Source organism: Nostoc sp. (assembly GCF_054880495.1).
The window spans coordinates 1-26,868 of sequence record NZ_JBTYKD010000048.1; the positions used below are offsets into that span (position 1 = coordinate 1).

Here is a 26,868-nt window from a genome sequence, read left to right on the forward strand (position 1 = left end):
ACCAAATATTCTGCCAGAACGGACATTGGACAAACCAGCCGTATTTTAGTAGTAGAAGATGAAGAATTAATCCAGGAAATGCTAGCTGTAGCCTTGGAAGAAGAAGGTTATGGGGTGATAACTGCACCCGATGGGCGGTCTGCTTTAGAGTATCTCAAAAGTTTTGAAACCAATTCAGGGGAACTTCCCTTTGATCTGGTCGTTCTTGATTTGATGCTGCCTCAAATCAATGGGCTAGATATTTGCCGTTTGTTGCGTCATCAAGGAAACCCAGTACCGATTTTAATCCTCAGTGCTAAGGGTAGTGAAACTGACCGCGTTTTGGGGTTAGAGGTGGGAGCAGATGACTACCTGACTAAACCCTTTAGTATGCGCGAATTAGTGGCTCGTTGTCGGGCTTTACTCCGTCGCCAACGCCTAAGTAATTTACCTCCAGTACCAGTATTAAAATTCAAAGATGTTACCTTGAATCCCCAAGAATGTCGCGTACTAGTTCGTGGTCAAGAGGTGAGTCTTTCCCCTAAAGAGTTCCGTCTGCTAGAACTGTTTATGAGTTACGCCCGTAGGGTATGGTCACGAGAACAATTACTCGATCAGGTTTGGGGTCCAGATTTCGTCGGCGATAGTAAAACTGTAGACGTTCACATTCGCTGGTTGCGCGAAAAATTAGAGCAAGACCCCAGTCATCCTGAATATATTGTGACTGTACGAGGTTTTGGCTATAGGTTTGGATAATTAGTTGAGATAGTTGTTAGTTTTTATTAATCACCAAGAAACTAACAACTCAAATGCTCTTATTGGGATTTTTTCTGGGTTTAGCGGTAGGCATTGGGTTTTGGGTTTGGCAACAGGTTCAACTTAACCGCTACCTGGAGAGTTTACTGCGACCGTTAACGTCGCATCTTTATAAGATGCGACTGCTGCTGATTCCTGGGTTGCGGCAGGAAATAGCGATGGTGAAACAGCAACGGCAAGATTTGCAGCAGTCGTTGCAAACTTACCAAGACCTGCTAAATTTTGCACCAGTGGGATATTTGCAAGTGGATGAGGAAAATCAACTGCTGTGGTGTAATCGACAGGCACAGGAAATTTTGTATCTGCATTGGCAACCACAACAGGTACGTTTGTTACTAGAGTTGGTACGGTCTTACGAACTTGACCATTTAATTGAACAAACTCGTGATCGGCAAAAACCACAGACGGGAGAATGGGTATTTCATCCATCTTGTGAGGATGCCGCAGAGATGCCAACAATAAAATCTCTGGCTTTGCGGGCGTCTAGCTTGCCTTTACCCAATGGACAAGTGGGGGTCTTTTTAGAAAATCGTCAACCCCTATTAGATATAAATCAAGTACGCGATCGCTCTTTTTCTGATCTAGCACACGAACTCAGAACGCCGCTAACTTCGATTCGCTTAGTTGTGGAAACGTTACAAAACCGCTTGGAACCGCCTTTAAATCGCTGGGTTAACCGCCTAATGCAAGAAGTTGACCGGCTGATTAACTTGGTGCAAAGCTGGTTAGAACTTACCCAAATGGAAGCAAACCCAAACATGCAATTGCAAGTCAAAGCTGTAGAATTGCGATCGCTGATTGGATCGGTTTGGGAAACACTAGAACCTTTGGCACAGCATCAACGTCTGTCTTTTTCTTATTCTGGCCCAGAAAATGTGTGGATTAAGGCAGATAAAGCCCGTATTTACCAAGTTTTTCTCAACTTGCTAGACAATAGCATTAAGTATAGTCCTCCTGGTACAAGTATTCACGTCCAAGCAAAAATCCTTTCAACGAATAATGGGAGGGATGCTGCTTCTCAAATTATCGAAATAAATCTTATTGATTCTGGAGTCGGGTTTTCGGAGGTAGATTTACCCCACGTTTTTGAGCGATTTTATCGAGGAGATAAAGCGCGATCGCATTCTCCCCAAGATGGTAACTCCATAGGGGCGATCGTTGGCAATGGATTAGGATTAGCGATCGTTGAGCAAATTTTGATCGCCCACGGTGGTTCAATCAAAGCGATGAACCATCCAGAAACTGGTGGTGCGTGGATGCAACTCCAATTTCATGAAGTTATGGCAAACTCCCTAAGCCAAGACTATAGTTGATAATATCTTCACCTTTGAGACAACAAGTGTGAAAGCTATCGATTATAGTCCCAATCCTCAAAGACCTCAACTCGCACGCGCCATTAGGCGCTTAGAACGAGATGTATTACGCATGGGTGCTTTAGTCGAACAATCATTTCGCCTTAGCCACCAAGCGTTATTTGCTCGTAACCTAACAGCAGCTGAGGAACTTCCCCGATTAGATAAAAAGATTGATCGCTTTTATAGACAAATAGAATCAGACTGTACGGTGATTATGACGCTGCAATCGCCTACGGCTCAAGATTTGCGCTGCTTGAGTGCCTTTATGCAGTTGGTGCGAGACTTAGAACGCATTGGCGATTATGCTGAGGATTTAGCTGAGATTGCGATTAAAATTTTTCCTTATCCGCCTCATACGTCTTTGCCAGAAATTGAAGCCATGTCCCTTCACGCGCAGGCGATGCTAGCAACTAGCTTAAAGGCTTTGGGAGATTTCGATGAAGCTGGTGGACGCCGTTTAAAGCATCTTGATGATACTGTAGATGATGCCTACGATCACGTTTATCAAACTTTAGCCCAACAACGGGATGTCCCAGGCGTAGTCGAGCCAATTATACTGCTGGCACTGGCAATTCGTTGTTTGGAACGCATGGCAGATCATGCCACTAATATCGGTCAAAGGGTAGCATATATTGTCACCGGTCAACGCTCTTAATTGACGTGCTGCCTACATCCCCGACTTCTTCAAGAAGTCGGAGAAATCCAGCTTAATAAGTAAGCGCCATTCCACCCTACTATCTGCATAATTATTTGTGCCTACATACTGAGTCTTCAGAAAATATCAAATAATTAAAAATAAGTTAACTAAATATTTTACTAAAAGCTTACCTCTTCTTAAACTTGCACAATTAAAGTAACGGATAAATAACTAAAAAATTTTGGAGCTATCTCACTGATAGATACCTTAGAGGATGTTTGAAAAGTCATAATTGATGTGTCAAATATTTTTTACCCCACCCTAGCCCTCCCCTGATCAACGGGAGCCACTGCGTTGGGAGCCTTTGCCGACTTGTTCGCACAGCGTCTCCCCTTGGGAGAAGCAAGTGGCGTGAGGGAACCGGATTTTCTTGTTTCCCTCGTTCATAAGGGGGGATTAAGTGGGGTAATAATTCGATTAAAATCACAGCCAACAACTTTTCAAACAACCTCTTAAACCAGAAGTTGTTTCCATGAAAAATTTTGAGTTAGCCTAGCTCTGATTCATAAAAATACACCTTCAGATATAGAGGTAAAATTTTATACAAATTATTAGAGTTTCTTAATCATTGTAAATAGCGAGATTCCCTGATAATTATGTAGTTATGGTTAATCATGTATTCCACAAGTCCTAGATCAAACTCTTCTGCCGTGTCAAATGGCTCTGCTTTGAGCGGACAATTACCCCAGCAGATATTTACTCGTAGGGAAGTAATTCCACTTCAAAATGACGTACTTTGGCGTATTGATCACGGTGCAGTTCGTACCTTAACCTGGAGTGAAGACGGAACATTTATCACTCTCGGTTATTGGGGGTTAGGGGATCTGATTGGTTATCCGTTGTCTAAAGTCAAGCCATACCAGATTGAATGTCTCACTGGCGTGGAAATAAGCATTGTGCCACCTCATCTGTGGCATCAAGATATTAATGCTTTATTGTCTCACATTCAACAGGCAGAGGATCTACTAAGCATTGTGCATCGAAAACCAATTTCGCTACGTTTATGGCAGTTTTTGGTGTGGTTAAGCGAAAAATTTGGACGTGATGTCGATAAGGGCAAGCTAATTGATTTAAATGTTACCCATCAAGATATTGCTGAAGTCTTAAATACCACACGAGTGACAGTTACCCGCCTCCTACAACAGTTGGAGTCGGAAGGAACAGTTTTACGTCACAAACGCCGGATTATTTTGCTCTCACCAAATAAATTAATTAAAAATTATGGTTCAGTATTATATTAAATGACTTGTATTTATCACAGGAGATAGGTATAATCATTGCTGTGAACGTGTGTAAAATTCCTGAAAGTAAAGTATTTTAAGTATTTTACGATGATTGGATTAGTAGGTGTGAGCGAGACTAAAAACATGACAAAACAATTCTGGAATCTTTTTAAGGTTAGTCCGGTTGTTCTAGCTGCTACATTTTTCGTTGCCAATAGCGCCTTAGCTGCTGAAGTCAACGACCCAATAACAAATGTTTCCCAGTTATCTGGAGCTCAAGAGCCTAACGACATTGGTCAAGTAACATCAGTTTCGCAATTTTCGGATGTGCAACCCACAGATTGGGCATTCCAAGCTTTACAATCCCTAGTTGAGCGCTACGGCTGTATTGCAGGTTATCCCAACGGTACCTATCGTGGGAACCGTGCTTTGACCCGTTATGAATTTGCCGCAGGTTTGAATGCCTGTCTAAATCGGGTTAACGAACTGATTGCTACAGCTACTGCCGATATGGTCAGTAAACAAGACCTGGCTACTTTACAGCGCTTACAGGAAGAATTTGCTGCTGAACTAGCAACCTTGCGTGGTCGTGTCGATGGACTAGAAGCCCGCACTTCTGAGCTGGAAGCCAATCAGTTCTCTACTACCACCAAGTTGGTTGGGGAGGCGATTTTCAACATATCTGATGCTTTTGGTGGAAATAGGGCAGTTGCTGCTGGTAATTCAAATCAAAACTTGGATTCTAACACCACTTTTGCTGACCGGGTTCGTTTGAACTTGTACAGCAGTTTTAGTGGTCAAGACCAGTTGCAAATCCGTTTGACTGCTGGCAACATTATTTCTAATGCTGCTATCACCGGTACTAACATGACCCGCTTGGCCTATGACGTGGCTGCTCCCAGCAACAACAGCGTTAGCATTGATAAAATCAACTATGCTTTCAACCTAACCGACGCAGTGCGTGTCAAGGTTGATGCGACTGGTGGAGAGTTATGGGAGAATGTGAATAACTTCAACCCTGACTTTTCTAGTTCAGCCAAAGGTGCCCTTTCTCGCTATGGACGTTTCAGCCCCATTTATCGTCAAGGTGCCGGTGGCGCTGGTTTAACTCTTACCTTCAATCCTAAAGGCCCGGTCAGCTTGAGCGCTGCTTATTTAGCTAGGACTGCTAACGACCCTACCGTTAATAATGGGCTGTTGGAAGGTGATAACGCGATCCTTGGTCAGTTATCTTTCCAACCCAGCAAAGCTTTTAATATTGGTCTAACTTACGCCCGCACTTATCAAGGTAATACTGTTGCCAATAACCTTTTGCAAGGTACAGGCAGTGCTTTTGCTAACAATCCTTTTGGAAATAACACTCGTACCGAATCCGACAACTACGGTGCAGAGGCTACCTTGCAACTTGGCTCTAAGTTGGCTCTCAGTGGTTGGGGAGGTTATACAACTGCCGATGCTCAGACTGGTGCTAATGCGGGTAAATATGCAGAAATTTGGTACTACGGTGCAACACTTGCTTTGAAAGACTTTGGCAAAGAAGGCAACGTCTTGGGTCTGATCTTTGGTCAAGCACCCCAAGTTACTGGTGGTAGCATAAAAAACGGTAGTAATTTGGACTCTGGTACATCTTATCACTTAGAAGGTCTTTATAAGTACAAGGTTTCCGATAATATTCAAGTCACCCCTGGCGTGTTGGTAATCTTCAATCCAGAGAACAACAATAATAACGACACTGAATATATAGGCACTCTACGTACTACTTTCACCTTCTAAAATGGGTGATGAAATATAAAGCTCAGAATTAGATAAACAAAACCCCGCTTAAAGGTGGGGTTTTGTTTAGATTTTTCAATTTAGGGGATGGTCGCAGATTAATAAATCCACATTCATCTGAAAAAATTGGCTATGTAGGATGATCATCTGGCGGATTGGATATATCTTTTGGGGGGCGATCGCTACTCCAAGCCCACCAGACAGAACCACACTGACAGTAGTAGAACTCTTGCCATTTGCGACGACGGTCTTCTGTAAGTACAGGCGATCGCCGATTTAGCCAAACTTTTTCAGCTTCTAAGCTACTCAAGCGGCAGCTAGGACAGCAAAACTCGTAAGCGTGTGTTGCTTTATTCGTCCATTCAGGCGGGATAGGAACAAAAGCGTCCATGATTAGGACAAGGAGTAGGGAATGGGGAGTGGGGAATAGTATTGAAAAACGCTGTCAAACGACACTATTCTGACAAATTTGTCTATTCTATTTAGAAATCTTATTTTACGACGGTTTGCACTTATAAAACAGCTTTTTTAAATCCTGCGAGAGGATCTCACAAATCAAAGATTAACACGAATGATAACTAAAATAGTTACTATCCAGATTATGGCTAATAATTAAGTTTATGGAGCCAAATGTTGAAATTCGCCGTTTGTTAGATGTGATGCCTGCTTCTGGTCGGATGACGACAAAACTTGTTAGTAAGCCACAGCAAGCAAAAGTGATTGATGCCTCCTTTCCCCAACCCTGGAATCAGGCGCGACCGATATATATTAATTTCGATTTGTGGTGTCGCTTGACAAAGCCGCAACGAGATTTGCTGCTGTTGCAGATGGTTAGCTGGTTGACGGGGGTGAAGTGGTTTAAACCCGACATTTATCAAGGTGTGGTGCTGGCGGGACTGGTAGCCGGATTCTTGGAAGTAGCACAGTCAGATGTGGTAGGTGTAGCCGTAGCTGGGGGACTAAGTGCGATCGCCGCTTGGAGGATCTGGCGCACTAATAAATCTCAAGAGTCAGAGTTAAATGCCGATGCAGCAGCAATTAAAATAGCACAACGGCGCGGTTATTCCGAAGCAGAAGCAGCGCAGCACCTGTTATCTGCAATTGAAGCGGTAGCTAAAATTGAAGGGCATTCCAGTTTAAATTTTACTGAGTTGATTCGTTGCCAAAACTTACGAGCGATCGCAGGTTTATCACCAGTGGGTATACCAGAAAGTTATGATAAGTAGAATAAATGTCTCTGCTGCCCATTTGTAGCAACATTTAAAGTGAAAAGTCTTTATGTGGGTTTTTGACAGCGATCGCAAAACCTCTAAATTTCAGTCTAAGAGGATGTTTGAAAAGTATTAGGCGAAGAGTTGCAAGAGATGAGCCTCAAACTAGCTACAATCCATGAGGCTATTCTACACTGGAATAAGAGAATGTGTGTTTAAGTGACTTAGATATAGCGTTTCCTAATCACATGAGGTATATCATAGTCCCTTCCTCGGTTACTCTTAGGGGGTTGGGGTGGGGTTCTTGTACCTCACAAAGGCCGAGAAGCGCTATATCAAAAACTGTGGAGTTTTGTCATACCTTCTTCGGTGTTGCTTATGAAATCCTTACCTCGTGTGGTAAAACTTAACTTAAATTCTGTCAGTTACTAACGGAGTTGATGGGAATGAGTACCTTAATTTTTATTGGCTTGATAGTGGTTTACGGAGGCGGCGTTTTGAAGTTTTGGAATGGGTTCGGGCGGACTAATTTTAATCCGACTTTGACCAATCGCATTGGTTTATCTTTGCTATGGCCAGCTTTGTTTATTACAAATCAATCCTATCGTCGAAACTTTAGAAAGGCGTTGAAGGGCTAGACTTTACTATTAAGTACAACGTCATCTGATCCTGACGGTGGCATATATCTCAATATAAATCTACCCCCCAACCTCCCTTCCTGACTAGGGAAGGAAGGTTGGGTTTGCTCCTTTTAGGAAAATAGAGGAATTAGGGAGGGATAAGTTCGTTAACCGTTGGAAGTATTTCAACTGATGAATTTACGAATTAGTGGCCATTGGTTATTACATGGATTGCTCCACCTACAGCCGCACCATCAACAGCATTGCCAAGGGTATGTCTACCATCGCCAGTAATTATCCCAGTCAAGGCGCTAGCCCCAGCCCCGACTCCGACATCTTGACCAAGGTTCCGGTGACGGCGACCGCGATGGTTTCTCAGACCATTTGCACCATTGACCGCTGCGCCAGTTACACCACCTTTGACAGCATTGCCTAATACACTACCATGTCCTCTAACAGCTCCTGTTACCACGTTGGTAACAGCCCCAATACCTGCATCTCTTAATACTTGGTCATCAGCAGCAGCCGGTTTCGCGGGAACTAAGGTGACACCAGCTAAACTTGCAGCCATGAGACTGGGTAAAAGTGTACGCTTTAGGATATTATTCATTGTGTTACCTTCTCAAAACATCAAACAACTGGCTAAAAATTAAAGTTGCTGGAGTCCGATAAAATCTGATTTTTTCGTCTGAACAACAGCAACTAATTATTGTTCTCTAATATAGATCATCGCACTTCCAAAATCATAACTGCATCTACTGAAAGCATGAATATAGATTCAGTCCAGAGAAGCCCTTACTAATTTATTAGGCAATACTAGAGATTACCTATTGACAAAATAAATTAAATATGATGTTGCGATGTGAAAGTTGCATTTTTTCATTACTACCAAGCGATTTATCATTAGAAATCGCGTAGTGTTTACCCTATCTATCTAAAGGTAGTTGGCAAAATAATTAAACTAACTCGTCGGGGTTAATATTTAATTCTCTTAGTTTAGCAGCCAAGCGGTACTCCGGCGTAGCCCACACTTCTCTACGAGACGCTGCGCGAACGACAAAGCTCAGTGACCATCGTAGACATCGCTCCCATCCTATTTGTAGCAAATTACCCTGATTATCCCACCAACGTAACCAGGGTAATTCTAGATTTTGATAGCGGCCTTGCCAAATTCTGGTAGGGTTGATTCAATGCCTAAAGGTGTTTGTGCTGAGTTCATGGGAACTATCCATAATAAATATATTTTAATAATCTGTTTACACATAGTGGGTAGTTTAGTGCATAAAATAAGCGATAAATCGCTTACTACGAGCTATACAATGTATCGGCGATTCTACTCCAATAACTTTCGGATATGTCTTGGCATATAACCCACAAGCCACTTGGGATTATTATTTATATCGATATCTTCCAGCAATTTCAATTCGCAAATACTATCTGGCAATGACTCTAATATATTGTCACGAACCGTATTGAAATATGTTCTGTTGGATTTCTCTTTATCCACAATAGTCAAAGACCTGGCTATTTCCAATTGCCAGACGTAAAATGTAAACTAAAACTCAGCACTTTGCGGTGTACGTGGGAACGGAATCACATCGCGGATATTTCCCATACCAGTCATAAATTGCACGAGTCGTTCAAAACCCAACCCAAAACCAGCATGGGGGACAGTACCATAACGACGCAAATCAAGATACCACCACAAGTCTTCTGGGTTTAATCCTTGCGCTAAAACGCGGCGTTCTAGAACTTCTAAACGTTCTTCTCGCTGCGAACCGCCAACAATTTCGCCAATTTTCGGTGCGAGAATATCCATTGCGCGGACGGTTTTTTCATCGTCGTTTAAGCGCATATAAAAAGCTTTGATTTGCGCTGGATAATCTGTAACGATCGCAGGCTTTTTAAATAATTGTTCAGCTAGGTAGCGTTCGTGTTCTGATTGTAAATCTAAACCCCAACTCACAGGATATTCAAATTTAACATCAGCCTTTTCTAAAAGTTTGATGGCTTCTGTATAAGTTAAGCGTTCAAACTGATTATTAATAATATTTTCGGCTGTTGTCAACACAGATTTATCAATGCGTTCATTGAAAAATTCCATGTCTTCTGGGCAAGTTTCCAACACATATTTAAAAATGTGTTTCAGAAACGCCTCAGCTAAATCCATATCGCCTTCTAAGTCACAAAAAGCCATTTCTGGCTCAACCATCCAAAATTCTGCTAAGTGGCGGGAAGTATTGGAATTTTCTGCACGGAAGGTAGGTCCGAAGGTGTAGACGTTACTAAACGCCATTGCCATAACTTCCGCTTCCAACTGGCCGCTAACTGTTAAATATGTGGGTTTAGCAAAAAAGTCTTGAGTGTAATCTACTGCTTGATTTTCTGTGCGGGGAATATTTTTTAAATCCAAACTGGTAACACTAAAGAGCTCACCCGCACCTTCACAATCGCTAGCAGTGATGATGGGTGTGTGTACCCACAAAAAGCCTCTTTCCTGGAAAAATTGATGAATTGCTGTCGAACAAGCATTTCTGACACGGAAAACTGCACCAAAGGAATTAGTCCGCGATCGCAAATGTCCAATGGTTCGCAGAAACTCAAAGGAATGGCGTTTCTTTTGCAGGGGATATGTATCGGGATCAGCTTCTCCGTAAACTTTCACTGTCTCGGCTTTCAACTCAATTCGCTGTCCTTTACCAAGAGAAGCCACTAATACCCCTGTCACTTCGACAGCAGCACCCGTATTCAATTTTTTCAAGATAGCTTCATAGTCTGGCAAATCCTGATTAATCACGACTTGCAAATTAGCTAGTGATGAGCCGTCATTGACTTCAATAAAAGCAAACCCTTTGGAATCGCGTTTCGTCCGCACCCAGCCTTGAACTTGGAGGGACTCGTCAGGTTGGCCACTTCGCAATATTTCTGCAATCCGTCGATTTACCATATTATGCAATTTATATTTCGTCAACGTAGGGAGTAGAGATATTAAAGAATCTTAACGAGTTAACTCAATCTAAAATCCCAAATTGGGATTATTCAGCACAAGACTTTAATATCCAGCCGATGATAACGCCCATTCCGCCAAAGCGGACGGCTTGCCAGAAAGGTTTTTTGAAGCTACGCCAAGAAAATAACTGGCTTTCTAAGTTTAGTTCTAGCATTTCCAACTGCTGTTGAATTTGCCATAACTCTGCTTTGATATCTGGTGTCTGAGATTTATTGTGCTTCAGTTGATCCCGGCGCTGTTGCCATTGTGCCTGTTGTTGGCGATCGCGTTGCACTTGATCATAACGTTCTTTTAAGGACAGGAGCGATCGCTCCACTTCTTCCAGTTCTTGTTCAAAATCTGCTTCTGGAGTTTCCCCTGGCGTTTGCGATTGTTTTGGCGGCTTCATTTACAAGTAGTAAAGTAGAAGTAAATGCAAATGTGCCAATAGTCATGTCTCAATCTACCCAGCTGCCGAAAACCAGTCAACTGAATGAACTTAGTACTTTGGAAATAGCTCAAGTCCTCATGGAAAGGCTGAGTATCTCCCCTAACGATTGGCATCGCCTCAAGTCTAACCGCAATTCCCGCGCTAATGAACAAGTGGCAGCAGCTATTGTGTATCTTTTAAAGAATCAGCCCCAAGAAGCTCAAGCTAGATTAGAACAAGCAGTAGGTTGGTTAGATAGGTCTATTTCTGCCCCTCCCTGTCCGAGTCATGGAAAAAGTTAGGAGTAGAGACGCGATTAATCGCGTCTCTACTCCTAACTCCTAAATACCTTATCGCCGCAGAGATAATCCCCGGCGATTTTCCATTTGTTTACAAAGCCTCAATTCTGTGCCTTTGCGGTTCCACTGCACCTGATCAAAAATTTGATAGAGAAGACACAAACCACGACCGCTTTCTGCCTCATCTGGTGGGAGATAGTCTGTTGACTCTTCATCACTACTAGATGAAGGAGTAAAGCCGCTACCCTGATCTGATATGATCCACCAATATTGATTATCTATTAAGGAAAAACGCACTACAACAGTTTTACTTGGATCAAGATTGTTGCCATGTTTAGCGGCGTTTACTAGGGCTTCTTGAAGTCCTAGCCGCAATTCGGCTTGTAACTTTGCTGGAATTTCTGCCAACAGTAAATCTAATATTGGACAAAGATAGAGGGTTGAGGCAAAACTAATAGTGCCCCAATAGCGTCCAACTGGACGGAGTGAAATAGTAATCACAAGAGAAACCCCATAGCTTTCAGTTAGCTAGACATCAGTTTGCTATTACAGGCACCCTGATAAAACTTGAGGTGGTCATGCTGCCTTCAAACTTGCGTCTTTAAAACTAAATTTTGAAAATGCTAGGGAGCAGAGCATTGGCTTTATCTATGAGTTGGGATTGTTTAGATATATAGCGGCTGCAATAAGTTTGATAGTGAAGTCAGCAACTTAAAAAGATGCTAGTAATTTAATAGAGTATTGGCATACTCTAGTTAATTGCCGATCTGGAATTTACACAATCCAATTTCACATTTTTAAGAGCCTATGCAACTTGAATTTCTTTAAACAAAATGAATTTCTATTTTTAGCTTAATTTAATTTTAGCATCTTTAGTATGCACTAGACTAAAAATTTCAAATTTCAGTTTTGTTAAAGGAATTACTACCCTTGTTCAAATCTGATAGCACAAGAAAGGCGGCAGCTTCAACATGAGCAGTTTGAGGAAAAAAATCAGCAGGTTGTACCCGTGTGATGGTATATTGCTCATCTTGACAAAGCAATTTCAGGTCACGGGCGAGGGTAGCTACTTTACAGCTGACGTAAACGATCCTATATGGTTTCAATTGCCGTAAAGTGTCGATGACCGCGCGATCGCACCCTTTACGTGGCGGATCGAGTATTACTACATCTGGTACTGTGCCCATTTTTGGGAGCAATTTTTCTACTGCCCCAACTTGGAATGTGACATTATCAATTCCGTTGCGGTGGGCATTCAAAATAGCTTGGTCTACTGCTGCTGGTTGCACTTCTAATCCTGTGGCAATACGTACTTTTTTCGCGAGGGGTAAAGTTAAAGTCCCAATACCACAGTAGGCATCAACTAGCAACTCATGCCCTTGAAGATTGAGTTCTGATTGAATTACCTGCAATAGTGCCTCTGCTGTTTCTGTATACACTTGGAAAAATGTATCTGGGCGCACTTGAAATTCCAGTCCAGCAAAATTTTCACGCAGGTATGGTACTCCAGCGATGCAACGGGTTTCTGATCCAAAGATAGCATTTGTGCGATCGCTATTACGATTGAGCGACACTCCCACTAACTGCGGATAGCGCTTTAACCATTCCTGGGCTTGAGTTTCAATTCCTGATAAATTCCAGTCCTTCACCACCAAAGTCAGCAAGATTTCCCCAGTGTGTCGCCCAATGCGTAAACCAAGATGGCGAATTTTCCCTTGGTGACGCTGTTCGTCGTAAATTTGCCAACCCCGTTGTTGAATATCCTGCTTAACTTCGGCTAATAAAGGATTTAATCGTGAGTCTTGGACTGGACATTGATTTAAGTTAATTAATTGGTGGCTACCTTTTTGGTAGTATCCAGCTTGTACCTGTCCCGTTGCCGATGTGCCTAGAGGATATGTAGATTTGTTACGGTAGTTTAAAGCAAAAGGGGCAACTAGTACCGGATCAACTGGTGGTTGAAGAAAACCGCCAATGCGTTCCAAAGCTTGGATAACTTGATTTTGCTTTGCTGCTAGCTGGTTATTATAATCAATATGCTGCCACTGGCAACCACCGCACTTGTCAGCGACAATACAACTAGGTCTAATCCGGTGGGGGGATCGTGACAATATCTCCTGGAGCTTACCGTGGGCGTATTTGGGTTTAACATGTACCAAGCGGACGATCGCGCGATCCCCTGGTACAGCATCCGGGACAAACACTACACGGTCATCAGCGCGTCCCACACCATCACCTGTATCACTCAGATTAGCGATCGTCACTTCAATTAATTCACCCTGTTGCCAAATTATTTTAGTCATTGGTCATTAGTCATTGGTCATTAGTCATTGGTCATTGGGCATGAGGCATGGGGCATGGGGCATGGGGCATGGGGCATGGGTCATTCCCCTTGTCTCCCTTGTCTGCCTCGTCCCCCTCATCGCCCCCATCTTCCCCACTCCCCCCAAACAGATAAATTCAATACATAAGTAGCTCCTATCTCTTCACTTGTGTACCTCCGACTCGTTAAACTAACAGATAAATAATATTTCAGGTGATTTCAATCATCATGACTGTAATTAGCCAAGTTATTCTCCAAGCCGACGACGAACTGCGTTATCCCAGCAGTGGCGAACTTGAAAACATCAAAGACTTTTTGCAAACCGGTGTACAACGGACGCGGATTGCGGCTACCTTAGCCGAAAACGAAAAAAAGATAGTTCAGGAAGCAACCAAACAACTTTGGCAAAAGCGTCCTGACTTTATCTCCCCCGGAGGTAATGCTTACGGGGAACGTCAACGCTCTCTATGTATCCGTGATTTTGGCTGGTACTTACGTCTAATTACTTATGGCGTGCTTGCCGGCGACAAAGAGCCAATTGAAAAAATCGGTTTGATTGGTGTGCGGGAAATGTACAATTCATTGGGCGTTCCCGTAACTGGAATGGTAGAAGCGATGAATTCGCTGAAAACAGCCTCCCTTAGCTTACTGAGTGCAGAAGACGCTGCCCAAGCAGCACCCTACTTTGATTACATCATTCAAGCGATGTCTTAATACAAAGTGTGTGGTGCTTCTAGGAGTATACTTCCGATCTACTAGAATCAGTGCAAGATATTAGCGCTCAATAGGCATAAGATCCCCAATTTGATCATACCTTCCCCACATTTGGTAGTGGCTGTGGCAAAATCTCTGTCAAGTTATCAACCAGTTGTGGGGAAATTTTATTGACAAATCACACGTAGATACAAAAAACCGACAGTCCTTGATTAAGGCTGTCGGCAATTAAGTGTGTTCCCTATTAATGACTCGGCTAGAGTTCAGTTATCATTAATTATCCCTAGTTAGCGATCGCAGCGAGATGATCCTAATCATACATACGTGTGATTCTCGTCACTTTATTGTTATAGCTAAACTGTATATACTAGAATAATTTCTAAGTTGCAGTAGATATCTGTAAGTTATGGTGTCAGGAATTGCACTGAGATTACGTAGGGAAGTTATCTGGAAACATCGCGCTTCAATTTATACGAAAGTATAAGTGCGTAGCTTGCCGCACTTCTCTACGAGAGGCTACGCCAACGGCAAGCTCTGTTACCACCGTAGGCATGGCTTAAACACAAACCTATTTTCACATGAATTATAGAAAATCTGGCTTTGGTACTATCTGATTCCGAAGCCATTCGGTAAATTCGTCTCGTCCTAACTCACCAGATGCAACTTGTAAAATTACCTGCTCTTGTTCATCCAGTGCTGCGTTAATCTCAAAAGCATTCAACACTAGAAATACTTCCATCGCCGCGTGACCAATGCGTTTATTACCATCGATGAAAGGATGATTTTTAATTAGGGAAAAACCAAGGGCAGAAGCTTTTTCAACTATTGTAGGGTAAAGTTCCTCACCAGCAAATGTCATTTGTGGTTGAGCGATCGCTGATTCCAATCCACCCATATTGGAAATACCTGCCGATCCACCTGACTGCTCAACTATATGATGATAGAGTTCCAACACCTCTTCTAGGGTGAGATAGCGCATCACGCCAACCGCTTGTAAAGTTCAGTGTTTTTCTGGAGTACGTAATTCATCGCACCTTTGAAAGATACGTTTGGTTTATTTAGTACTTCTTCAATACCCATTAGCACTAATTCTTCTATTGATACGCCAAGGTTACTGGCGGTTTCTTGCAGCTTCAACAAACGCTCATCGGGAATTTTGATGGTAATGGTGTTCATGATCAAATAGGAAGCTTGAAGATACGATCACTTTAGCACTAGAAAAATGTAACCCTCTAGGCGTAATCCCCTCAATAAGCTTATTTCGAGAGTGACTAAGAAATCGATAGAATAATGCTCTGTCCCCCCAGAGTGCATTACTTCCATGACTGCAACCTCAAAACCAGCCTTTTCCGGTGAAGAAATCGCCGCAGAAGGTTTAAAGCCAGAAGAATATGAAGAAATTGTCCGTAGGTTAGGGCGTCATCCTAACAAAGCCGAACTGGGAATGTTTGGGGTGATGTGGTCAGAGCATTGCTGTTACAAAAATTCACGACCGCTATTAAAACAGTTTCCCACGACAGGCGATCGCATCCTCGTAGGACCTGGTGAAAATGCTGGTGTTGTAGACTTGGGTGACGGATTCCAATTAGCTTTTAAGATTGAATCCCATAACCACCCCTCAGCAGTCGAACCCTTTCAGGGAGCCGCAACGGGAGTAGGAGGCATTCTCAGAGATATCTTTACAATGGGTGCGCGTCCCATTGCTTTATTAAATTCCCTGCGCTTCGGTTCCCTAGAAGATGCCAAAACTCAAAGGCTGTTCCAAGGCGTAGTGGCAGGAATTTCACATTATGGTAATTGCGTTGGAGTCCCCACCGTTGGCGGCGAAGTTTACTTTGACTCTGCTTACTCTGGTAATCCTCTGGTGAACGTGATGGCACTAGGGTTGATGGAAACAGCAGAAATCGTCAAATCTGGAGCATCTGGCTTAGGCAATCCCGTGCTTTATGTTGGTTCCACCACTGGGCGCGATGGTATGGGAGGCGCGAGTTTTGCTAGTGCAGAATTAAGCGATGAGTCAATCGATAACCGCCCTGCTGTGCAAGTGGGCGATCCATTTTTGGAAAAGTCGTTAATTGAAGCTTGTCTGGAGGCGTTTAAGACAGGTGCAGTTGTCGCCGCCCAAGATATGGGAGCGGCGGGGATCACCTGTTCTACCTCAGAGATGGCGGCAAAAGGCGGTGTGGGAATTGAACTAGATTTAGATAAGATTCCCGTCAGAGAAACGGGGATGGTTCCGTATGAATATCTGCTTTCGGAATCTCAAGAACGAATGCTGTTCGTTGCCCACAAGGGGCGTGAGCAAGAGTTAATCGATATTTTTCAGCGTTGGGGACTTCAAGCCGTTGTTGCTGGTACAGTCATCGCTGAACCGATCGTGCGGATTTTCTTCCAGGGTGAAGTAGCAGCAGAAATTCCGGCTGAAGCTTTGGCGGAAAATACCCCACTATATCATCGGGAGTTGTTGACAGAACCCCCAGAATATGCACGTCAAGCTTGGGAATGGACTGCTGATTCCTTACCTGATTGCACAACTGCTGGTATAGAACTCCAAGGAGGGCTGCAAAGCTGGAATGATATTCTCTTAACTTTGCTCGATACACCCACGATCGCTTCTAAAAACTGGGTATATCGTCAGTATGACCATCAAGTACAAAATAATACAGTAATACTCCCAGGTGGTGCAGATGCAGCTGTTATCCGTTTGCGCCCCCTAGAACAAATCCCCAATCGTTCGACTGAGCCAAGCCGTACTCCGCAGGAGTTGCAAGCTACGCGTAGCGTTCCGCAGGAAAGTCTAAAATCTAAAATGGTTGGACTGAGCATCTCGACTTACTTCGACTGCGCTCAGCACAAGTCGCTCGACGGAACCGTAGCCGAAGTCCAAAATTTAAAATCAGGAGTTGCGGCGACGGTAGATTGCAATCCTCGTTATGTTTATCTTGACCCCTACGAAGGAGCTAAGGCAGTGGTGGCAGAAGCTGCACGCAATCTTAGCTGTGTGGGTGCAGAACCTCTGGCGGTGACAGATAATCTGAATTTTGGCTCGCCAGAAAAACCGATTGGTTACTGGCAATTGGCAGAAGCTTGTCGCGGTTTGGCGGAAGGTTGCCGAGAATTGGCGACACCAGTCACAGGCGGAAATGTTTCTTTATACAATGAAACCCTCGATTCCGAAGGCATCCCACAACCCATTTATCCCACTCCTGTTGTGGGTATGGTGGGCTTGATTCCCGATATAACCAAAATTTGTGGTCAAGGTTGGCAAGCATCCGGCGATGTAATTTACTTATTGGGATTGCCTCTGGCATCCAAAATCAGTTTGGGAGCATCTGAGTATTTAGCCACTATCCACAGTACTGTTGCCGGAAAACCGCCACGGGTAGATTTTGACTTAGAACGCCGTGTCCAGAAAGTTTGTCGTGAAGGAATTCGTAATGGTTGGGTACGTTCAGCCCATGATAGTGCTGAGGGAGGAGTGGCGATCGCAATAGCTGAATGTTGTATTGCTGGCAACCTTGGTGCCGAAATCAACTTAGAAATAGCACCAACGCAGTTAAACCAAGGCAGTTGCTCTACTTGGGGAGACCCCATCGCCCTTGGCATCTCCCCTTGGGAGAAGACCGCACTGCCTCGCCTCGATGAGGTGCTATTTGGCGAAGGTGGTGCCAGAATTTTAGTTTCTGTAGCATCAGCACAACAAGAAATTTGGGAATCATATTTACAGGAACATCTCGGTCAAGAGTGGCAAAAACTAGGTACTGTTGCTAATTTTGAGACGGATTTGGGGGTTTTCACCACTGATAACCAAGCCTTAATCAAAGTTAGTATCAAAGATATAAACGATCGCTATTCCCATGCGATCGCCAGGCGTCTCGCCATCCCCACTACTACCGCCAAAGAAGTTAGGAGTTGAAAGTAAGGAGTTAGCAATCAAAAGCATAACTCCTAACTCCTAACTCTTTTATTAGCGTCTCTGAGCATAATTACGGTACTGTTTTAATAGATGGTTAAAGATTTGTTAAGAACTCTACCACCATCTATCCACATAATCCCAGTGACTTGACTGCCGATTTGAGATTTTGAATTTTAGATTCTGGATTGAGGGCGTTGCTTCTGGTTCATGTTTTGCTCCTAGTGGGCGAAACAAATCTCAAATAGCCACTCTCAAATCCCAAGCCGCATCCCTACTATGGTGCGACGATCAATCCAAAAGACGCTCGCGGACTCGCTAACGCTCCGCTATCGTTAATCTAAAATCCAAAATTGATTGACCCCCCCACCAGGAGCAAAGCTAGCATGATTTCTATTCATTCTGTCACTTCGGATGAATACCCCGATCAGACCAACAACCCAATCAATAGTCATGAAAATCAGTCTGACAAGCCAGAAGAAGCTTGTGGTGTTTTTGGCATCTACGCCCCAGAAGAAAACGTTGCTAAACTGACCTACTTTGGATTGTATGCCCTCCAGCATCGGGGTCAAGAATCAGCTGGTATTGCCACCTTTGAGGGAACACAAGTACATCTCCACAAAGATATGGGCTTGGTGTCTCAAGTTTTCAATGAATCCATCTTGGATCAATTGCCCGGTAGCCTTGCTGTTGGTCACACTCGTTATTCCACCACAGGTTCTAGCCGCAAAGTTAATGCCCAACCCGCAGTAGTGGAAACTCGCTTAGGTTCATTAGCTTTGGCGCATAACGGTAATTTAGTCAATACAGTGCAACTACGTCAAGAGTTGCTTGAGAATAAATGTAACTTAGTCACAACAACAGACTCAGAAATGATCGCTTTTGCGATCGCAGAAGCCGTCAATGCTGGCGAAGATTGGCCAGAAGGTGCTATTCAGGCATTTCACCGTTGCCAAGGAGCCTTTAGTTTAGTTATTGGCACTCCCAGTGGTGTCATGGGTGTCCGTGACCCCAATGGGATTCGCCCCCTAGTAATTGGCACTTTGGCTGGTAATCTAATCCGTTACGTTTTGTCTTCGGAGACTTGTGGTTTAGACATCATTGGAGCCGAATACCTGCGAGACGTAGAACCAGGGGAATTAGTTTGGATTACTGAAGAAGGTTTAGCTTCCTATCATTGGAGTCAAAAGTCCGAGCGGAAATTGTGTATCTTTGAGATGATTTATTTTGCCCGCCCTGATAGCGTCATGCACAACGAGAGTTTGTACAGCTACCGAATGCGGTTAGGGCGGCAATTAGCTCAAGAATCTCCTGTAGATGCCGATATTGTCTTTGGTGTTCCTGATTCTGGTATACCTGCTGCGATCGGATTTTCCCAAGCGTCTGGTGTCTCCTACGCTGAAGGACTGATTAAAAATCGCTACGTTGGGCGAACTTTCATTCAACCAACCCAAGCGATGCGCGAGTCAGGTCTCCGCATGAAACTCAACCCCCTTAAAGATGTGCTGGCGGGTAAACGAGTGATCATCGTAGACGACTCGATTGTACGGGGTACTACTAGCCGTAAACTGGTTAAAACCTTGCGTGAGGCTGGTGCAGTAGAAGTACATATGCGAATTTCTTCTCCGCCTGTAACTCATCCCTGCTTCTATGGCATCGATACCGATTCTCAGGATCAGCTAATTGCTGCTACCAAGTCAGTAGCGGAAATTGCCAAGCAACTGGAAGTAGACAGCCTCGCCTATCTGAGTTGGAAGGGAATGCTAGAAGCGACACGAGAAGACACCAATAGTTTCTGCTCTGCCTGCTTCACTGGAGATTATCCCGTAGAAATTCCTCAGCAAGTGAAGCGTTCTAAGCTGATCTTAGAAAAGATAGTGGTGTAGGGGGCTAGTACCGCTTTGCATAATTCGTAATTCGTAATTACGTTTTAGCAAGGGTTTCAGCCATTAAAAATGGGTGGCTTATTTACGCCGTACTGTTCTAGGAACTAGGGACTGGGGAATGAGGGGAGCATAGAGTGAATAATAACTCCTAATTCCTCATTCCTCACTCCTCACTATTAACTAATGTCCCATTTCCACTCAGGCTAAAATAGGTAAATACTCTAATAGAGATGATTTATGAACCAGCCGACAACTGAGAGAGTGCGCTGGACTACCGCCGACTTAGAATTGTTTCCAGATAACGGGAACCGCTATGAAATTATCGACGGAGAATTGTTTTTTACCAGAGCGCCTCACTGGAATCATCAAAAAACTTGTGCCAGAATTATTGCTCCATTGGATACTTGGTCACAAGCTACTTCTTTGGGACAGGTCGTACCTGCTCCAGGCATAATTTTTGGCGATAATGATAATGTGATTCCTGATGTTGTTTGGGCTAGCAATGAGAGATTGCCCCTACTTTTAGACGAGGCAGGGCATTTGACTGGTGCGCCAGAACTGGTTGTAGAGGTGCTATCTGCTGGTAGTGAAAATGAAAAGCGGGACAGGGAATTTAAACTAAAGCTTTACTCAGCAAGAGGTGTCAGAGAATATTGGATTGTGGATTGGCGCAAGCAACAGGTGGAAGTCTATCGACGTGAACAAGTGAGTTTAAAGTTAGTTGCTACGCTGTTCAATGGTGATGAATTGAGTTCACCGATATTGCCTGATTTTACTTGTGCGAGCGCACAATTATTTACCTAACAAATTAGCACGCGATCGCTTTTCAGTAGCATCTCCCGATTTTCCTTCTCAGACAAAACATAACTCTGACGAAGTACAGCTTAACTGTGCTGTAAAAACTCAACTTTGGGCAATAAGGGGTCAGTCACAATACCCACACCGCTAAAACCCCAGCGTTTGAGCAAGTTTCCTAACTGTGTACGCGCAATAGATTCCACAGCAAAACGGTTTGCCACTTCTGCCGCATGGGTGTTGAGATAGCTAAGGGCATCAAAGTTTTCCTGAAACAGCAATAAATAACCTGATGTTTCGGCATCAGGACGAGCTATGAGATAATTACCGTCAGTTTTAGAGCGCACCAAGTAATAGACTTCGGACAGCATGGAAATGAGGATGGTGGGAGTGAGGGAGATGAGGTTAAACCAATGACAAATGACTAATGACAAATGACTAATTGAGATTTTCTAGGCGAATGCGTGGATCGGCTGCTTTTAACATTAAGTCCGCAATTAAATTACCAGCAATCAGCAGCACTGCGCCCATTACCAAGCTTGCCATTAACAAATATAAATCTTGAGCTTGTAAAGCCTGTAGAGTCAACCTCCCTAAACCGGGCCAGTTGAAGAAAAATTCCGCAATGAAGGCACCGTTTAATAAACCAGCTAATTCAAAACCCAATAAGGTAATCAAGGGATTTATGGCGTTGCGGAGTGCATGAACGTAGATGACGCGGTTTTCTGGCAAACCTTTGGCACGAGCCGTCTGGATGTAATCTTGACGCAGCACATCCAATAATTCGCCGCGAGTGATCCGTTGTAAACCAGCAAAACTTGTAATTGAGAGGGCGATCGTCGGTAAAATCATGTGCCAACCGATATCTAGTAATCTGCCAAACCACGACAGTTCTGAGTGATTGATGCTAGTCATGCTACCCACTGGGAATAAGGGCGAGGTGATTTGGGCAAAAACTAGCAGTGCTAAGGCAGTGATGAAAGTGGGAAAGCCTTGTCCGGCGTAGCTAATTACCTGTAAAATTCTGTCTGCTAGCTTATTTTGGTTAACAGCAGCAAAGATTCCTAGAGGGATAGCGATCGCCCATGTGACAATTAAAGATGCGATCGCTAATAGCAAAGTCGCTGGTACCCGTTCCCACAAAAGCGATGCCACTGAACGTTGATAAATAAAACTCGTGCCAAAATCCCCTTTTGTGAAGATTCGCCATAGCCACAGCCAAAATTGCTCTGGCCAAGACTTATCTAAACCAAACTGCCGCTTAATTTCCGCAATTCTTTCTGGAGATATCTTCGGGTTTTGCCGCAGCGTATCTACATAATCACCGGGAGCGAGTTGAATAATGAAAAACGACAACGCTGCCGCCAAAAACAAAGTCAGTAGTGCCTGCAATAGCCGCTTTGCGACATAAACAAAAGTTTCGCTCGTGACTAGCCTGATTAGCCAATCCCGACCTGTCTCCAAAGAAATTCTCGTAGATGTCATTTGTCCTTTATCCTTTGTCTAATGACCAATGACTAATATTCAATTAGAGAGATAATCGGCACGTCCGGCAAATATTTTCGCCCTTGTAAATCCCGTAGCTCGATAATAAACCCAAACCCCACCAGTTCGCAGCCAATTTTCTGCACCAACTTTGCTGTTGCACTGGCAGTTCCACCCGTGGCAATCAAATCGTCCACAATCAAAACTCGGCTACCTTGGGGTAAAGCGTCTTGATGTACTTCCAGGCAGTCTGTACCATATTCTAGTTGATACTCAATTGAATGAACCTCTGCTGGTAACTTACCTTTTTTGCGGACGGGAATAAAACCAACTCCTAATTTATAAGCCAGAGGTGAGCCAAAAATGAATCCCCTCGACTCTATACCGATGACATAATCCGTCGTTATTTCAGCTTCGTTGCATTTTTGTGTTAAAAAGTCAATAGTATAGCGCAGTCCCTCTGGATCGCGCAGCAGTGTAGTAATATCCCGAAATAAAATTCCGGGTTTGGGGAAATCTGGGATGTCACGAACGAGAGACTTCAAATCCATAAAAAAGTGCATGGGGAATAAGGGAGATGGGGGAGATGGGGGAGATGAGGGAGATCAATTAATAAGCAATGCCCAATACTTCTCTACGAGAGGCTGCACCAACGACTTCGCTCAGTACAAGTGCCCAATGCCCAATTTCAGATACCTGAAAAATCGTACACTATAATGTCATACGCTGGGAGTCGAGGCTGAAGCTTCGCCCTTCATTGACGATAATTAGAATCTAAACCAAGCTAGAAAAGGTATTGCACTAATAAATGAGGTGAATTAACTGATGTTTTAAAACTTTGATTTCAATATAGGGAAATCTTTGAGTAGAAAGAGTTAACTAATGTATATGTCAGGTAGTCATGCTACTGCTACAAGTCTAATGTTCAAGTCTTGGCTACTCACTACCGATCTGAAATTTGTTTTATCTAATCTGTTGGAACCGCACAAGGTATTTATAGAATGAATGTCTCAGCAAGTTTAACGCCGTTCAACAGTCCAACCCAAGATTCACTGCCGACGATTCTGGACACTTTACCAGATCCGGCGATCGCTTCCAAGACGTGTCCTCGAAGAACGCGGTTGCAAATTGACCTAATTTTACTGGCAATTGAAGCTTTAGAGCTTGGTGGTTCGGAAGCAATCCTGGCTTTTGCTCAAGAATTGGATCTGAAAGGAATTGTGAAAGACAGGGTGAATTTATGGCGGATGCGTAGCTCTAACCCGCTACGAAGAGCGCACATGCGCCGTCCCTTAACTATTATGGAAGCAAAAGCTCTGGTGGTCATTGCTTGCTACATGGCGCGGCGTTTAACTGTTGTCATCCGCCAGTTACTAATGATCTGTCAACAAATGGAAGAAAAGCAGATTCCATTAGAACAGAATTTGCGCCTATCTAATTATTTAGAGCGGTTTAGAGCGCATTTTAAAAGCCGGATGAATACTCGACGTTCTGGTTTACTGGCATTAAGTTCTGATGAAAAATTAGATGAGCTAGCAATAAATTTGTTAGGACAATTACTATTTTGTACGGGTACAGCTGGAATGCAGAGGTTCTGGATTAGTTTATTTGACGGTGAAGTGGAATGAATATTCAACGTAAGTACAGTCTACCTAATTGTACACTGCTTTTAGAAGGGTTAAGTGATGTCACTAGGGCTGCACAGTTCCAGGAAATGCGCCCGGAATTATCAATATTGGTAAATGCAGAATGCTATTTATCTGGTTACAATCAACCCCTAACCGGAGGGCGGGAATTTTTTGAAAGTTTGGTGAGGGCTGTTAGTGGTTACGCCCAAGAATTTTTAAGTAGTGTACCCAATCCGCAAGCACACAACCAGGAATCGGAGCTAGTAGAGTTTCAGAAAGTTGACAGCAACCGACACAGGTTAATTATACATTCAGAAGGTACTCCAGAGGGGTTCGAGTCTCACTCTAAAAATTCCAAACGTCCGCCGATTGAAATAGATTTGAATACGGTGCAGTTGTTTGATTTAGTGGAAGCAGTCGATCAGTTTTTTGCTGATAGCCAAACTTTACCAGAACTTTCTTTAGAACTACAACCAGTTACCAGACGCTATGGCGGTGCTAGTCAAGCTTTGATCAGACAAGCCGTTCCTGCGGCTGTGGGAGTATCAACTTTAGCAGTAGCAGCGATCGCTTTTAACTTGATTCCACCTCCCCAAATGCGTCCACCTCAGCCTAAACCAGATGATCAAAGTAGCTCTACAACAAAAAGCCTCACGCCTCTAGCATCAGCAGATGCAACTCCGATTGCTGCTGCAACTCCGATCACTGCTGCAACACCCACAGCTAGTACAAAGCCAGCAGTTAAAGATTTAGAAGCACTTTTAAATACAGTTCCAGAAATTACCGATCCATCCCAGTTACGTGCATTGAATCGCCAAGTATACAACCAAATTCATCCAGCTTGGACTAATCGCTCAGGATTGAACGAGGAATTAATTTATCGTTTGGGTGTAGCTGCGGATGGAGCGATCGTTGGTTATAAAGCGTTGAATAAAGAGGCAAATCTAAGAGTAGGGCAAACTCCTCTGCCTAACCTACTTTACAATCCTGCTAACCGCGCTCCCATTTCCAATGAACCGATCGCCCAATTCCGAGTCGTGTTTAATACACAAGGTGTACTAGAAGTTAGCCCTTGGCGGGGATATGCTAGTACACCACAGGTACTCGGCGCAAAAATTACTGACTCTAATATAGTCAAAGGTTTAAACCAAAAGCTTTATAATGCAGTTCGCAAAACCTGGAGTGGCACCCCCACCTTTACGCGAGATTTAAAATATCGGGTAGCGGTTAACAAAGATGGTGTAATTGCTGACTATGAACCACTCAACCAAGTCGCCTTTGACTATTTCCGAGAAACACCGCTTCCGAAGATGTTCAACGCTATCTACGGTTCCAATGTAGCAGCCCCCAACAATAAAGAACCTCTCGCCCACTTTGAAATGATATTCAAGCCTAGCGGTACGCTGGAAGTCACTCCTTGGCAGGGATATCAGTAATCAGGGAATGGGGAACTTGTACTGAGCGAAGTCGAAGTATGGGGAGATGAGGGGGATGAGGGGGATGAGGGAGAAAAATAACTCCTAACTCAGCACTCCTGAGGGGCATGGGGAATGGGGAAGAGAATTAAGTTGCTGCTATTCCCAATTCTCTATTCCCTATTCCGGGGTATGAATATCATCGGAACAGAAAACCGAGTTAAGCTCAAAAGCCTTATTAGATAAAGATTCTCCTGATAACCAAGGTCATTGACGCTCTGCTCATCGTCGAGTCACTACTCAACGATAAAATAAGGGTTTCAGCTTCTAAAAATGCTTGTATTGCTTATGTAATATCTCTTAACCCGGTTTTCTGCGTGAATGCTACTCATACCCCGATTTTCATCACCAGGGAAAAGGGCAGCGATTCAGGGGTGTATCCCTTGAGAGATGATGAATTAGTTTTGCTCAAAGAACTTAGAGAGATGTTGCCTGAGAGCAAATACATTTTCGTTTCCGAACGCGGTGAGGTGATGTCTACTGATGCGGTGCGAAAGCTGCTTGGGCGACTGGCAGCACAGGCTGGGCTTGATATCATATCAAAGTTCACTGTCACATGATGCGCCATGCCTGCGGGTACTATCTGGTGAATCAGGGTTATAACACTAGAGAAATTCAAGATTTTTTGGGACACCGCGATATCAAACATACTGAAAAATATACCAAGCTGAATGCTCGACGGTTCCTGAATTTTGATTGGGGTGATTTATAAAATTTTGATTATAGCGATTTATCCCTACTCAATCAAAAAGTAATCATAAATGAGACATTCAGTTAAATGAAATCAACTCAAGCGGGGAAAGCTTAGGTAATGGAGAAAATTTTGATTTTGGCAGCACTACCCGACAGATTGCGTTTGGATAGAGAAATTCGGGAGATAGAGGAAGCTATACGACGTGCAGTAAAAGGGAATTTATTTGAGATTAAAATTAGGACTGCTGTACGCACCCAAGATATCCGTAGAGCAATTGCAGAGGAACGTCCCTCTATTGTTCATTTTTGTGGACATGGCTTGGAGGATGGCAGTTTGCTCTTGGAAGACGATGGAGGAAACCACAAACCAGTATCTCCTACGGGATTAGCATCATTGTTCAAGCTGCACACTGATTCTGTGAAATGTGTATTACTGAATGCTTGTTATTCATCTAAAACAGCAGAAGCAATCAGGGTAAACGCATCTAAATCGCTCTCCCAAATTACTTAAAACTGGCTTCAAAAATCACGACTTATCCTGACTCTTTCCGGAACAATCCTTTA

Annotated in this window: 28 protein-coding genes; 17 read left to right on the forward strand and 11 right to left on the reverse strand. The window is 43.6% G+C overall.

Translation table 11 applies throughout. The features are described 5' to 3' along the window. From ACYTXL_RS05215 to ACYTXL_RS05235, 5 genes are all read left to right on the forward strand, one after another. Window positions 1-735, forward strand: a 735-nt coding sequence (locus ACYTXL_RS05215) for a response regulator transcription factor (protein WP_461923771.1), incomplete at its 5' end; no start/stop codon positions are given. 53 nt (window positions 736-788) lie between these two features. After that, window positions 789-2,108, forward strand: a complete 1,320-nt coding sequence (locus tag ACYTXL_RS05220; protein ID WP_461923772.1) for a sensor histidine kinase — start codon at window positions 789-791, stop codon at window positions 2,106-2,108. Between the two features lie 28 nt (window positions 2,109-2,136). Further along, the gene (phoU, locus tag ACYTXL_RS05225) at window positions 2,137-2,805 is read left to right on the forward strand and encodes a phosphate signaling complex protein PhoU (RefSeq protein ID WP_461923773.1); all 669 of its coding nucleotides are present in this window, start codon (window positions 2,137-2,139) and stop codon (window positions 2,803-2,805) included. A gap of 656 nt (window positions 2,806-3,461) precedes the next feature. Then, window positions 3,462-4,088, forward strand: coding sequence for a Crp/Fnr family transcriptional regulator (locus tag ACYTXL_RS05230; protein ID WP_461923774.1), 627 nt, complete (start codon window positions 3,462-3,464; stop codon window positions 4,086-4,088). A 126-nt stretch (window positions 4,089-4,214) separates the two neighbouring features. Next, entirely contained in the window at window positions 4,215-5,843 is a 1,629-nt protein-coding gene (locus tag ACYTXL_RS05235) for an iron uptake porin (protein WP_461923775.1), read from the forward strand. A 130-nt stretch (window positions 5,844-5,973) separates the two neighbouring features. On the opposite strand, the gene ACYTXL_RS05240 is transcribed toward ACYTXL_RS05235, so the two are convergent. Further along, complete coding sequence (locus ACYTXL_RS05240; RefSeq protein ID WP_292790964.1) at window positions 5,974-6,234, reverse strand: hypothetical protein; 261 nt, start codon at window positions 6,232-6,234, stop codon at window positions 5,974-5,976. A gap of 229 nt (window positions 6,235-6,463) precedes the next feature. Here ACYTXL_RS05240 and ACYTXL_RS05245 point away from each other — a divergent pair, with 229 nt between their 5' ends. Together ACYTXL_RS05245 and ACYTXL_RS05250 are read left to right on the forward strand one after the other, a co-directional pair. Next, window positions 6,464-7,069 carry a DUF3318 domain-containing protein gene (locus ACYTXL_RS05245; protein WP_461923776.1) on the forward strand — a complete coding sequence of 202 codons (606 nt, stop codon included), beginning with the start codon at window positions 6,464-6,466 and terminating at the stop codon, window positions 7,067-7,069. A gap of 431 nt (window positions 7,070-7,500) precedes the next feature. Continuing rightward, window positions 7,501-7,692, forward strand: coding sequence for a hypothetical protein (locus tag ACYTXL_RS05250; protein ID WP_292790970.1), 192 nt, complete (start codon window positions 7,501-7,503; stop codon window positions 7,690-7,692). A gap of 187 nt (window positions 7,693-7,879) precedes the next feature. Here the strand turns inward: ACYTXL_RS05250 and ACYTXL_RS05255 are convergent, their stop codons facing one another. The 3 genes from ACYTXL_RS05255 to ACYTXL_RS05265 form a co-directional block, all read right to left on the reverse strand. Continuing rightward, complete coding sequence (locus ACYTXL_RS05255; protein WP_461923777.1) at window positions 7,880-8,284, reverse strand: hypothetical protein; 405 nt, start codon at window positions 8,282-8,284, stop codon at window positions 7,880-7,882. Between the two features lie 945 nt (window positions 8,285-9,229). After that, window positions 9,230-10,621, reverse strand: a complete 1,392-nt coding sequence (asnS, locus tag ACYTXL_RS05260; RefSeq protein ID WP_461923778.1) for an asparagine--tRNA ligase — start codon at window positions 10,619-10,621, stop codon at window positions 9,230-9,232. Between the two features lie 88 nt (window positions 10,622-10,709). After that, a complete protein-coding gene (locus ACYTXL_RS05265; RefSeq protein WP_461923779.1) occupies window positions 10,710-11,072 on the reverse strand; it encodes a sll0565 family protein in 363 nt (120 codons plus the stop codon). A gap of 44 nt (window positions 11,073-11,116) precedes the next feature. Here ACYTXL_RS05265 and ACYTXL_RS05270 point away from each other — a divergent pair, with 44 nt between their 5' ends. Next, complete coding sequence (locus tag ACYTXL_RS05270; RefSeq protein ID WP_461923780.1) at window positions 11,117-11,395, forward strand: DUF6439 family protein; 279 nt, start codon at window positions 11,117-11,119, stop codon at window positions 11,393-11,395. A gap of 48 nt (window positions 11,396-11,443) precedes the next feature. Here ACYTXL_RS05270 and ACYTXL_RS05275 read toward each other — a convergent pair whose 3' ends face one another. Both ACYTXL_RS05275 and rlmD read right to left on the reverse strand, forming a co-directional pair. Beyond that, complete coding sequence (locus tag ACYTXL_RS05275; RefSeq protein WP_461923781.1) at window positions 11,444-11,893, reverse strand: ATP-binding protein; 450 nt, start codon at window positions 11,891-11,893, stop codon at window positions 11,444-11,446. A gap of 395 nt (window positions 11,894-12,288) precedes the next feature. Next, window positions 12,289-13,695, reverse strand: a complete 1,407-nt coding sequence (rlmD, locus tag ACYTXL_RS05280) for a 23S rRNA (uracil(1939)-C(5))-methyltransferase RlmD (RefSeq protein ID WP_461923782.1) — start codon at window positions 13,693-13,695, stop codon at window positions 12,289-12,291. Window positions 13,696-13,943: 248 nt separating this feature from the next. On the opposite strand from rlmD, the gene ACYTXL_RS05285 reads away from it, so the two are divergent. Further along, window positions 13,944-14,429, forward strand: coding sequence for an allophycocyanin subunit alpha-B (locus ACYTXL_RS05285; RefSeq protein ID WP_292791003.1), 486 nt, complete (start codon window positions 13,944-13,946; stop codon window positions 14,427-14,429). 583 nt (window positions 14,430-15,012) lie between these two features. On the opposite strand, the gene ACYTXL_RS05290 is transcribed toward ACYTXL_RS05285, so the two are convergent. After that, window positions 15,013-15,408 carry a type II toxin-antitoxin system death-on-curing family toxin gene (locus ACYTXL_RS05290; protein WP_461923783.1) on the reverse strand — a complete coding sequence of 132 codons (396 nt, stop codon included), beginning with the start codon at window positions 15,406-15,408 and terminating at the stop codon, window positions 15,013-15,015. Continuing rightward, complete coding sequence (locus ACYTXL_RS05295; RefSeq protein WP_461923784.1) at window positions 15,408-15,605, reverse strand: DNA-binding protein; 198 nt, start codon at window positions 15,603-15,605, stop codon at window positions 15,408-15,410. Before ACYTXL_RS05295 ends, ACYTXL_RS05290 begins: the two co-directional genes overlap by 1 nt. A gap of 145 nt (window positions 15,606-15,750) precedes the next feature. On the opposite strand from ACYTXL_RS05295, the gene purL reads away from it, so the two are divergent. The 3 genes from purL (at window position 15,751) to ACYTXL_RS05310 (ending at window position 21,032) form a co-directional block, all read left to right on the forward strand. Beyond that, on the forward strand, window positions 15,751-18,345 hold the full coding sequence (gene purL / locus ACYTXL_RS05300) for a phosphoribosylformylglycinamidine synthase subunit PurL (protein WP_461923785.1): 2,595 nt from the start codon (window positions 15,751-15,753) through the stop codon (window positions 18,343-18,345). 383 nt (window positions 18,346-18,728) lie between these two features. Then, window positions 18,729-20,228, forward strand: a complete 1,500-nt coding sequence (gene purF, locus ACYTXL_RS05305) for an amidophosphoribosyltransferase (RefSeq protein WP_461923786.1) — start codon at window positions 18,729-18,731, stop codon at window positions 20,226-20,228. 237 nt (window positions 20,229-20,465) lie between these two features. Then, window positions 20,466-21,032 (forward strand): Uma2 family endonuclease, encoded by a 567-nt coding sequence (locus tag ACYTXL_RS05310; RefSeq protein ID WP_461923787.1) that lies wholly within the window; start codon window positions 20,466-20,468, stop codon window positions 21,030-21,032. Window positions 21,033-21,112: 80 nt separating this feature from the next. Here ACYTXL_RS05310 and ACYTXL_RS05315 read toward each other — a convergent pair whose 3' ends face one another. The 3 genes from ACYTXL_RS05315 to ACYTXL_RS05325 all read right to left on the reverse strand — a co-directional run bounded on the left by ACYTXL_RS05315 (window position 21,113) and on the right by ACYTXL_RS05325 (window position 23,059). After that, window positions 21,113-21,394, reverse strand: coding sequence for a hypothetical protein (locus tag ACYTXL_RS05315; protein ID WP_334691509.1), 282 nt, complete (start codon window positions 21,392-21,394; stop codon window positions 21,113-21,115). Window positions 21,395-21,461: 67 nt separating this feature from the next. Continuing rightward, entirely contained in the window at window positions 21,462-22,508 is a 1,047-nt protein-coding gene (locus tag ACYTXL_RS05320; protein WP_461923788.1) for an ABC transporter permease, read from the reverse strand. A 32-nt stretch (window positions 22,509-22,540) separates the two neighbouring features. After that, window positions 22,541-23,059, reverse strand: a complete 519-nt coding sequence (locus ACYTXL_RS05325) for an adenine phosphoribosyltransferase (RefSeq protein ID WP_461923789.1) — start codon at window positions 23,057-23,059, stop codon at window positions 22,541-22,543. A 450-nt stretch (window positions 23,060-23,509) separates the two neighbouring features. On the opposite strand from ACYTXL_RS05325, the gene ACYTXL_RS05330 reads away from it, so the two are divergent. The 5 genes from ACYTXL_RS05330 to ACYTXL_RS05350 all read left to right on the forward strand — a co-directional run bounded on the left by ACYTXL_RS05330 (window position 23,510) and on the right by ACYTXL_RS05350 (window position 26,815). Then, a complete protein-coding gene (locus ACYTXL_RS05330; protein ID WP_461923790.1) occupies window positions 23,510-24,136 on the forward strand; it encodes a DUF3038 domain-containing protein in 627 nt (208 codons plus the stop codon). After that, window positions 24,133-25,572, forward strand: coding sequence for a DUF4335 domain-containing protein (locus ACYTXL_RS05335; RefSeq protein WP_461923791.1), 1,440 nt, complete (start codon window positions 24,133-24,135; stop codon window positions 25,570-25,572). The genes ACYTXL_RS05330 and ACYTXL_RS05335 overlap by 4 nt, the downstream gene beginning before the upstream one ends. Window positions 25,573-25,928: 356 nt before the next feature. Next, a complete protein-coding gene (locus ACYTXL_RS05340; RefSeq protein ID WP_461923792.1) occupies window positions 25,929-26,171 on the forward strand; it encodes a tyrosine-type recombinase/integrase in 243 nt (80 codons plus the stop codon). Further along, window positions 26,168-26,323: a tyrosine-type recombinase/integrase gene (locus ACYTXL_RS05345; RefSeq protein WP_461923793.1), complete on the forward strand. Its 156-nt coding sequence runs from the start codon at window positions 26,168-26,170 to the stop codon at window positions 26,321-26,323. Before ACYTXL_RS05340 ends, ACYTXL_RS05345 begins: the two co-directional genes overlap by 4 nt. 99 nt (window positions 26,324-26,422) lie before the next feature. Then, the gene (locus ACYTXL_RS05350; RefSeq protein WP_461923794.1) at window positions 26,423-26,815 is read left to right on the forward strand and encodes a CHAT domain-containing protein; all 393 of its coding nucleotides are present in this window, start codon (window positions 26,423-26,425) and stop codon (window positions 26,813-26,815) included. Window positions 26,816-26,868 lie beyond the last annotated feature (53 nt).

Excerpts from the sequence above, each read along its gene's own strand:
- ACYTXL_RS05220 (WP_461923772.1), top strand. The coding sequence starts at position 789 with ATGCTCTTATTGGGATTTTTTCTGGGTTTAGCGGTAGGCATTGGGTTT.
- ACYTXL_RS05230 (WP_461923774.1), top strand. The coding sequence starts at position 3,462 with ATGTATTCCACAAGTCCTAGATCAAACTCTTCTGCCGTGTCAAATGGC.
- ACYTXL_RS05235 (WP_461923775.1), top strand. The coding sequence starts at position 4,215 with ATGACAAAACAATTCTGGAATCTTTTTAAGGTTAGTCCGGTTGTTCTA.
- ACYTXL_RS05240 (WP_292790964.1), bottom strand. The coding sequence starts at position 6,234 with ATGGACGCTTTTGTTCCTATCCCGCCTGAATGGACGAATAAAGCAACA.
- ACYTXL_RS05245 (WP_461923776.1), top strand. The coding sequence starts at position 6,464 with ATGGAGCCAAATGTTGAAATTCGCCGTTTGTTAGATGTGATGCCTGCT.
- ACYTXL_RS05250 (WP_292790970.1), top strand. The coding sequence starts at position 7,501 with ATGAGTACCTTAATTTTTATTGGCTTGATAGTGGTTTACGGAGGCGGC.
- ACYTXL_RS05255 (WP_461923777.1), bottom strand. The coding sequence starts at position 8,284 with ATGAATAATATCCTAAAGCGTACACTTTTACCCAGTCTCATGGCTGCA.
- asnS (WP_461923778.1), bottom strand. The coding sequence starts at position 10,621 with ATGGTAAATCGACGGATTGCAGAAATATTGCGAAGTGGCCAACCTGAC.
- ACYTXL_RS05265 (WP_461923779.1), bottom strand. The coding sequence starts at position 11,072 with ATGAAGCCGCCAAAACAATCGCAAACGCCAGGGGAAACTCCAGAAGCA.
- ACYTXL_RS05270 (WP_461923780.1), top strand. The coding sequence starts at position 11,117 with ATGTCTCAATCTACCCAGCTGCCGAAAACCAGTCAACTGAATGAACTT.
- rlmD (WP_461923782.1), bottom strand. The coding sequence starts at position 13,695 with ATGACTAAAATAATTTGGCAACAGGGTGAATTAATTGAAGTGACGATC.
- ACYTXL_RS05285 (WP_292791003.1), top strand. The coding sequence starts at position 13,944 with ATGACTGTAATTAGCCAAGTTATTCTCCAAGCCGACGACGAACTGCGT.
- ACYTXL_RS05290 (WP_461923783.1), bottom strand. The coding sequence starts at position 15,408 with ATGCGCTATCTCACCCTAGAAGAGGTGTTGGAACTCTATCATCATATA.
- ACYTXL_RS05295 (WP_461923784.1), bottom strand. The coding sequence starts at position 15,605 with ATGAACACCATTACCATCAAAATTCCCGATGAGCGTTTGTTGAAGCTG.
- purL (WP_461923785.1), top strand. The coding sequence starts at position 15,751 with ATGACTGCAACCTCAAAACCAGCCTTTTCCGGTGAAGAAATCGCCGCA.
- purF (WP_461923786.1), top strand. The coding sequence starts at position 18,729 with ATGATTTCTATTCATTCTGTCACTTCGGATGAATACCCCGATCAGACC.
- ACYTXL_RS05310 (WP_461923787.1), top strand. The coding sequence starts at position 20,466 with ATGAACCAGCCGACAACTGAGAGAGTGCGCTGGACTACCGCCGACTTA.
- ACYTXL_RS05315 (WP_334691509.1), bottom strand. The coding sequence starts at position 21,394 with ATGCTGTCCGAAGTCTATTACTTGGTGCGCTCTAAAACTGACGGTAAT.
- ACYTXL_RS05320 (WP_461923788.1), bottom strand. The coding sequence starts at position 22,508 with ATGACATCTACGAGAATTTCTTTGGAGACAGGTCGGGATTGGCTAATC.
- ACYTXL_RS05325 (WP_461923789.1), bottom strand. The coding sequence starts at position 23,059 with ATGGATTTGAAGTCTCTCGTTCGTGACATCCCAGATTTCCCCAAACCC.
- ACYTXL_RS05330 (WP_461923790.1), top strand. The coding sequence starts at position 23,510 with ATGAATGTCTCAGCAAGTTTAACGCCGTTCAACAGTCCAACCCAAGAT.
- ACYTXL_RS05335 (WP_461923791.1), top strand. The coding sequence starts at position 24,133 with ATGAATATTCAACGTAAGTACAGTCTACCTAATTGTACACTGCTTTTA.
- ACYTXL_RS05345 (WP_461923793.1), top strand. The coding sequence starts at position 26,168 with ATGATGCGCCATGCCTGCGGGTACTATCTGGTGAATCAGGGTTATAAC.
- ACYTXL_RS05350 (WP_461923794.1), top strand. The coding sequence starts at position 26,423 with ATGGAGAAAATTTTGATTTTGGCAGCACTACCCGACAGATTGCGTTTG.